This window comes from Pseudomonas sp. NFIX28 (assembly GCF_900107395.1).
Lineage (GTDB): Bacteria > Pseudomonadota > Gammaproteobacteria > Pseudomonadales > Pseudomonadaceae > Aquipseudomonas.
This window is the reverse complement of sequence record NZ_FNPW01000018.1, coordinates 1-8,035: the sequence shown is the minus strand read 5'-3', so window position 1 is coordinate 8,035 and position 8,035 is coordinate 1. Positions and strand designations below refer to the sequence as shown.

Below are 8,035 nucleotides of genomic sequence, written 5' to 3'. Positions count from 1 at the left end.
AGGCACTGACGAACTCCTGTAGCCGCTGCCGCAGGCTGCGATCGACGCCGAAGGCGGCGCAAGGTTTTGGGATCGCTGGAAGGCCTGCGGCCTTCTCGCAGCCTACGGCAGCGGCTACAGGGATCTGGGCGCGGATTTTCAGATCGCGAAAAAAAACGCGATGAGCCAATGCCGGCCTCATCGCGTTTTTTTCTGGCGGTGCCGGTCAGATCTTGAAGCTGTCCACCAGTTGTTTCAGGCGGTTGGCTTGCAACGACAGGGCATCGCAATCCTTCAGGGTTTCGTTGAGGTTGGCCACGCCCTGCTGGTTCAGCAGGTTGATCTGGCTGATGTCGACGTTGAGGGTTTCCACCACGGCGGTCTGTTCCTCGGTAGCCGCGGCCACCGATTGGTTCATGCCGTCGATCTCGGTGATGCGCTGGGTCACGCTGACCAGCCGCGCACCGGCCTGGTTGGCCACTTCGACGCTCTCTTCGCTGGACGCCTGGCTGGCGTTCATGGTCGAGACCGCCTCACGGGAGCCGATCTGCAGCGAGGTGATCATCTTGTGGATCTCTTCGGCCGACTCCTGGGTGCGGTGGGCCAGGTTGCGGACCTCGTCGGCCACCACCGCGAAACCGCGACCGGCTTCACCGGCGCGCGCCGCTTCGATGGCCGCGTTGAGCGCCAGGAGGTTGGTCTGCTGAGAGATGCCTTTGATCACATCGAGGATGTGGCCGATGTTATCGGTGCTGGCGTTCAGGGTTTCGATCTGGGTGCAGGACAGGCTGATCTTCTGCGACAGCTCGGTCATGGCCAGGATGGTTTGTTCCACCACCTGGCGACCATCGTCGGCCTGCTCGCTGGCGCCGCTGGCGTGCTGCGAGGCATCGGCGGCGTTGCGGGCGATTTCCTGGGTCGCGGCGCCCAGCTGGTTGATCGCCGCGGCCACGCTGTTGGTACGCGCGCTCTGCTCGTCGGAACCGATGATCGAGGCGTTGGAAGAGGCCATCACGCGCTGGGACAGGTCGTGCACCTGGCGGGTGGCCGAGGACACCTCGGAAATCGAGGCATGGATACGCTCCACGAACTGGTTGAACGAGCCGCCCAGTACGCCGAATTCGTCCTTGCTCTCGACCACCAGGCGCCGGGTCAGGTCGCCTTCGCCCTGGGCGATGTCCTGCATCGCGCGGCCCATGGTGGTCAGCGGACGCATCAGCACCTGGATCAGCAGGCTCAGCAGCACGGCAATCGCGGCCACGGCAATGAACATCGCCAGCAGCGCCGAGGTGCGGAACTTGCTCAGCGGCGCGAACGCCTTGTCACGGTCGATGGACAGGCCGATGTACCACTCGGCATTCGGCAGGCCGGTCACCGGAGTGAACGACAGGATGCGTTCCTGGCCGTTGAGCAGCACTTCCTGGGTGCCTTTCTGGATGCGCACGTTGGCGCCCGGGTAGATGTCCTTGAGGTTCTTCATCACCTGGTCCTTGTCCGGGCTGACGATCACCTGCCCTTCCGCGCTGACCAGGAAGGCATGGCCGAGGCCGCCGAAGTCCACCGAGTTGATGATCTTCACCAGGGTTTCCAGGCTCAGGTCGCCGCCGACCACGCCCAGCAACTGGCCGTCCTTTTTCACCGGCATGGCGATGGTCACCACCAGGCCGCCGACCGCCGCCATGTAGGGCGGGGTCAGCATGGTCTTGTCGGCGGTCACGGCCTGCTTGTACCAGGGACGCTGGCGCGGGTCGTAGCCGTCGGGCATTTTCGCGTCAGGCCGCTGGGTGAACACACCGTTGACCTGGCCCACGTAGGTGAACTGGAAGTTCGTGGTGAACGCCGGCTGGTCCACCAGCCCCGGGAAGTCCGCATTGGCGCCTTGGTGGGCGATGTTCTGCGAGAGGTTCTCGAGCACCAGGATGCGTCCGCTCATCCAGTTCTGGACGCTGCTGGAAGTGAGGTCACCCGCCTGTTCGATGGACGATTCAAGGTTCTGGCGAATGGTATTTCGCTGCAGATAGTCGTTGTACAAAGTGAACAACGCGAATGCCAGAACCACTACACCGGAGGCGGCCAAAAGGATTTTATGGCTGAACTTGAGATTCATGTCATGGGACTTCTTATGCCGAAATTGGGGATGCGTACGGGATGCAACTTTCCATGTAACAGCGCAGGCGGTGTTCTTGCGGCCGCTCTACTTTGGTGCACGCATGGGTCTCACTGTCTGTCGGCACGAGACGGATAAATCTTAGCGATTTGTCAGAAATCTACGGGTTATCCGCAAAAAACCCGCTGAACGGCACGCTAGAGCGATCGCTTCAGACTTTTCCGACGCCAGTGGCTCCGCGGCTGTTGCAAAATCCCAAACCCTTGATGACAATGCGACTAATTATCATTTGTGACACCCGGGCAGTCGCATCCATGTCATCACCTGAGTTCGCAGTACAGGCGCTGTACAGCCATCACCATGGCTGGCTCAACACATGGTTGCGCAGCCGGCTGGGCAACGCCGCCGATGCGGCCGACCTGGCGCAGGACACTTTCGTGCGCCTGTTGCAGCGCACCGAACGCCTCGAGCTCAAGGCCCCGCGGGCCTTCCTGCGGACCATCGCCCGGGGCCTGGTGATCGACCATTGGCGCCGCGAGGAAATCGAGCGCGCCTACCTGGAAACCATCGCTCATCTGCCGCAAGCCCAAGCCCCCAGCGAAGAAGCCCGCGCCCTGGTGCTGGAGCTGCTGGAAAGCATCGCGCGCATGCTCGAGGGTCTGAAGCCGAAAGTGCGCAAGGCGTTTCTGCTGGCCCAGTGCGAAGGCCTGACCCACAAGCAGATCGCCGAGCAAATGGGCCTGTCCCTGCGCTCGGTGGAGCGTTACGTGGCCGACGCGCTGTTCCATTGCTACTTGCTGCGCTATGAGGCTTGAGCGCGGTGGATAACCCTTCGATCAACCTGCGCCGCCCCGTGGACCCCAGGCACCTGGTGGTCAAGCAGGCCATCAACTGGATGCTGCGCCTGCGCAACAACGCCGGTAACCCCCGGCTGCAGCAGCAGTGCGACACCTGGCGCGCGGCCCATCACGAACACGAGCAGGCCTGGCAGCGGGTGCAATCGCTGCAGCAGGAGCTGCACAGCAACCTGCGGGCCGTGCCCGGCGCCCAGGTGGCCTTCGACACCCTGGAAAACAGTGCCCAGCGCCTCGGCCGGCGCCAGGCCCTGAAGCTGCTCGGCGGCGTCATGCTGATAGGTTCCGCCACGTGGCTGGGCAAGGAGCAACTGGCCTGGCAGCAGTGGAGTTCCGACTTCGCCACCGCCACCGGCGAGCGCCGCGGCTTCCAGCTGCCGGACGGCTCGCGCCTGGAGCTCAACACCGACAGCGCCGCCGATATGGACTTCAATGCCCAGCAGCGGCTGATCCGGCTCAGCCGTGGGGAAATCATGCTGACCTGCGGTCCAGACTCGCAGGCAAGCCCCTCCAGGCCACTGCTGGTACGGACTCGCCACGGCCTGTTCGAGGGTTTCGACGCAAGCTTCGTGGTGCGCATGGAGGGCGACTGCACGCGCCTGAGCGTGACCGCCGGCAGCGTCGCCATTCATTCGCCGCACACCGCCGATGGCGCCTCGGCCCAGGTACAGGCCGGGCAAAGCTATCGGGTCAGTGCGTCCCAGGCGGTGCCGGTGCCGCCGCTGGACATGGACGTGGGCGCCTGGGCCGATGGCCTGATCGTCACCCGCAACATGCGGTTGGCGGACTTTATCCGGGAGGTCGGGCGTTATCGCCACGGCTACCTGGGGTGTGCCGACGGGATCGGCGACCTGCGCCTGTCCGGCGTGTTCCGCCTGGAGGACACCGACAAACTGCTGGCGATCCTCCCGCAAACCCTGCCGGTGCGCCTGCGTTATCGCACCCGCTGGTGGGTCACCCTAGAGCGCCTGGCCTGAGGCGTTTCAATTCGTTGAATTTTTTTGGCGGCTTTTGCGCGCGAGTCCGGCTTGGACAGTAAGCACTTCCATCTGCCTTCAGTGACTCAACGGAACCTTTCCATGACTGTGCGTAGCAATTTCCACAACTTCTCTTCTGCACGGCCCGCCCTCGGCCTGCGCCATGCCGTGCGCGTGGCCCTGCTCTCCTCGGCGCTGGGCGTCGCCGTCTTGCCTTGCCTGGCACAGGCGGCCGAGACGGGCGCGGCCAGCCTCAGCCATAGCTACAACATCCCCGGCGGCGCCTTGAGCGACGTGCTCAACCGCTTCGCCCGCGAGGCCGGCATCACCCTGTCGATGACCCCGGCACAGATCCAGGGGCGCCAATCCGCCGGCCTGAAGGGCGAATATTCCACCGACCAGGCCCTGGGCCAGCTGCTCAATGGCTCCGGCCTGGAAGCAGTGAGCCAGGACGGCAGCAGCTATGTCCTGCGTGCGTTGCCCGAGACTGGCGCCCTGGCGTTGCCGGCCACCGACATCAAGGGTTTCGCCTTGGGCAATGCCTTGGGCAGCATGGAAGGCTACAACGCCACCCACAGCCAGATCGCCACCAAGACCAGCACCGCGCTGCTGGAAACCTCGCAGAGCGTCTCCGTGGTGACCCGCGAGCAGATGGACGACCAGGGCTCGCAAACCGTGTCCCAGGCCATGCGCTACACCCCCGGCGTGCTGACCAACCCCTACGGCGCAACCCACAGGTACGACTACGTGGCCATGCGCGGCTTCAACGACGGCTCGGTGGATAACATCTACCTCGACGGCCTCAAGTCCATGGGCGACAGCGGCACCTACAGCACCATGCAGGTCGATCCGTACTTCCTGGAGCGGGTGGACATCCTCAAGGGGCCTTCGTCGGTGCTTTATGGCCGCAGCTCCCCGGGCGGCCTGGTGGCGCTGACCAGCAAGAAGCCGCTGTTCGAGCCCTATCATCAGATCCAGGCGACGGTCGGCACCCAGGGCCAACGCGGCATGGGCTTCGACTTCAGCGGCCCGGTGGACGACGACAAGCGCATCGCCTATCGCCTGACCGGGCTGGCGGACCGCTCCGACACCCAGTTCGACCACAACAAGGAAAAACGCTTCGCCCTGGCGCCGACGCTGAGCATCGACTTCACCGATGACACTTCGCTGACCCTGCAGGCGTACCTGCAACACGATCCGGATGGCGGCTATCACAGCGGCATGCCGGCCGACGGCGCGCTGCACCAGCGCAACGGTCAGCGGATTTCCGAGAATTTCTTTGAGGGCGAACCGGGCATCGACCGCTATGAGCGCGATCAGCAGTCGTTCGGTTATCAGTTCGAACATCGCTTCAACGATGTCTTCACCGCGCGGCAGAACTTCCGCTACCTCGACTCCAAGGTGAAGCTGGACCAGGTCTACGGCTACGGCTGGACCACGCCGACCAGCAACGAGCTGAACCGCTACTACACCGGCGGCGACGAAAAGCTGCATGCCTTTATCGTCGACAACATGCTGCAGGCCGAATTTCTCACCGGCTCGACCAAGCACACCGTGCTGACAGGCGTGGATTACCAGCGGCGCAAGACGGTGGTGGACTGGACCAGCGGCTCGGTGGCGCCGATCAATGCGTTCGACCCGGTCTATGGCAACTCGGCCATCAGTTATTACGACCCCGTCAGCTATCTGCGTCGCCTGGAGCAGACCGGCGTCTACCTGCAAGACCTGATCGAGATGGACAAGTGGCGCTTCTCCCTTGGCCTGCGCCAGGACTGGGTGGAGACGTCGGACGAGAACCGCCTGGCTGAAGCCACGCGCCCGGTGGGCACCGAAATCAATGACAAGCGCACCAAGCTGACGGGCCGCGCCGGGGCGCTGTACCTGTTCGATAACGGGCTGGCGCCTTACATCAGCTATTCCGAATCCTTCAACCCCAACTCTTATGCGGACAGCGCCGGCAACCCGCTGGCCCCCACCGATGGCACGCAATGGGAGCTGGGCCTGAAGTACCAGCCACCGGGCACGGATGACTTGTACACCGCGTCGCTGTTCCGCATCGACCAGGAGAACCTGGCCACCAAGCTGCCCCAGGAAAACTTCTATCGCGCGGTCGGCGCCGTACGCTCCCAGGGCCTGGAACTGGAAGCGCACATGCAGTTGAACGACAACCTCAAGCTGCTCGGCAGCTACACCTTCACCGATATCGAATACTCGAAGTCGATGATCAGCACCTTGAGCACGGCCACCGACATCATCGAGAACAAAGGCAACTCGCCGACCCAGGCGCCGCGCCACATGGCTTCGCTCTGGGCCGACTACAAGTTCGACAGCGGCTCGCTCGACGGCCTGCGCCTGGGTGGTGGCGTGCGCTATGTGGGCTACAGCTGGGCGGATGCGGAGAACACCATGAAGGTGCCGTCCTACACGCTGTTCGATGCCTCCGTCGGCTATGACCTGGGCAAGGTCGGCCTGAAGGGCGTGGATGTCCGGCTCAATGCCAACAACCTGACCAACGAGTCCTACATTGCTTCCTGTGCCAGCCTGAGCTTCTGCTACATGGGCGAGGAGCGTAACGTCGCGGCCACGGTCAGCTACCAGTTCTAATCAATTTGTCGATTCCCCGAAGCCAGCGCACGCGCTGGCTTTGTCGTCTCTACGGGAAAATTCCATGCGCGCAATTCTGGTTCTACTGCATCGTTATATCGGCCTGGCCACCGCGGTGTTTCTGCTGCTGGCGGGGCTGACCGGCAGCCTGCTGGCCTTCCATCACGAGCTGGACGAATGGCTCAATCCGCAATTCTACGAAGCTCCCGCCGAGGGTCAGGCATTGCCGCCTGGAAGCTTGGTCGACCAGGTGCAGACGCAGCATCCGCGCCTGCAGGTCTGGTACATGGAATACCCCAACGAGCCCGGGCATACCGCGCTGCTCGCGGCGGTGCCACGTAACGATCCGGCCACGGGCAAGCCATTCGATGAGCCCAACCAGGTGTTCTACCTGGACCCCGTCAGCGGCGAGCAGACCGGTAAACGGTTCTGGGGCGCCTGCTGTTTCCAGCCGGAGAACTTCATCCCTTTCATTCTCGAATTCCATTACAACCTGACGCTGCCGGGTAACTGGGGATTGCTGTTGATGGGACTGGTGGCGATCTTCTGGGTTATCGATTGCTTCATTGCCGTGTTCCTCACCCTGCCCCGTGGCCGGCCGTTCTGGAAGAAGTGGTCGACCGCCTGGAAGATCAAGGGCGGGCATGCCTACCGGCTCAATATGGATCTGCACCGCGCAGGTGGGTTATGGCTGTGGTTACTGCTGCTGCCGATAGCGATCAGCAGCGTGGCGATGAACTTGCCAAGCCAGGTGTTCAAGCCGGTGGTGTCCCTCTTCTCGCCGATCGAGCCGAGCGTCTATGAAGCTCGGGGGCGCATGCCCAGCGATGAGTTGGGGATCACCCGGCTCAGCTATCAACAGGCTTATGAACTCGCCCAGGAGGAAGGCAAACGGCTGGGCCTGACAGCAGCGATCGGCGAGCTGTATTACAGCTTCGAATACAACTTCTACGGTGCCGGCTTCGGCCAGCATGACACTGAGGCCCACGGTAAGTCGTGGCTGTTCTTCCATGGCACGGATGGGCGCCTGCTGGGGCAGGAAATCGCCGGGCAAGGCACCTTGGGTGAACAGTTTTATCGTTTGCAACTGCCGATCCATGGCGGCCGGATCATCGGCTTTACCGGGCAGGTGCTCATTGCGCTATTGGGATTGGTGATTGCGATGCTGTCCGTCACCGGGATCTACATCTGGTGGCGTAAATGGCTGGCCCGCAGAAGCAGCAAGATGCGTCAGCGGTGAATTGAAGTGAGGTGAGCTGAGGGGTAGAGCGGAGGGGCTTCGCTCTATTCTGATGTTCTGGAGCAGGGGCTGGGAGCTGGAGGGACGTTGAGTCTTCCAGCGACCTGGCCTTGGGACTTGGGACTTGGCTCGAGACAAGGCTTGGGCTTTCAGCCGTACAAAAACAAAACCCCTGTCTGCGTCAGCAGACAGGGGTTTCGGAATTCAATCTTGACGATGACCTACTCTCACATGGGGAACCCCCACACTACCATCGGCGATGCATCGTTTCACT

At 62.8% G+C, this 8,035-nt stretch carries 6 protein-coding genes and 1 pseudogene; 4 read left to right on the top strand and 3 right to left on the bottom strand.

Annotated elements, in window-relative coordinates:
• From BLV20_RS31600 to BLV20_RS32170, 3 genes and pseudogenes are all read right to left on the bottom strand, one after another.
• Positions 1-181 (bottom strand): hypothetical protein (locus BLV20_RS31600; protein ID WP_218190314.1); only part of this gene is annotated, 181 nt, incomplete at its 3' end.
• 24 nt (positions 182-205) lie between these two features.
• Positions 206-991, bottom strand: coding sequence for a methyl-accepting chemotaxis protein (locus BLV20_RS32175; protein WP_370686837.1), 786 nt, complete (start codon positions 989-991; stop codon positions 206-208).
• A 69-nt stretch (positions 992-1,060) separates the two neighbouring features.
• Positions 1,061-2,086 (bottom strand): annotated as a pseudogene (locus BLV20_RS32170) (cache domain-containing protein); the annotation flags it as partial.
• 314 nt (positions 2,087-2,400) lie between these two features.
• Between BLV20_RS32170 and BLV20_RS26550 the strand changes: the two are divergent.
• The 4 genes from BLV20_RS26550 (at position 2,401) to BLV20_RS26535 (ending at position 7,761) form a co-directional block, all read left to right on the top strand.
• Positions 2,401-2,901, top strand: a complete 501-nt coding sequence (locus BLV20_RS26550) for a sigma-70 family RNA polymerase sigma factor (RefSeq protein WP_009041561.1) — start codon at positions 2,401-2,403, stop codon at positions 2,899-2,901.
• A gap of 5 nt (positions 2,902-2,906) precedes the next feature.
• Positions 2,907-3,917: a FecR domain-containing protein gene (locus tag BLV20_RS26545; protein WP_092305471.1), complete on the top strand. Its 1,011-nt coding sequence runs from the start codon at positions 2,907-2,909 to the stop codon at positions 3,915-3,917.
• Positions 3,918-4,019: 102 nt separating this feature from the next.
• On the top strand, positions 4,020-6,521 hold the full coding sequence (locus BLV20_RS26540) for a TonB-dependent siderophore receptor (RefSeq protein WP_092305382.1): 2,502 nt from the start codon (positions 4,020-4,022) through the stop codon (positions 6,519-6,521).
• A 64-nt stretch (positions 6,522-6,585) separates the two neighbouring features.
• Complete coding sequence (locus tag BLV20_RS26535; protein ID WP_092305381.1) at positions 6,586-7,761, top strand: PepSY-associated TM helix domain-containing protein; 1,176 nt, start codon at positions 6,586-6,588, stop codon at positions 7,759-7,761.
• Positions 7,762-8,035: the final 274 nt, after the last annotated feature.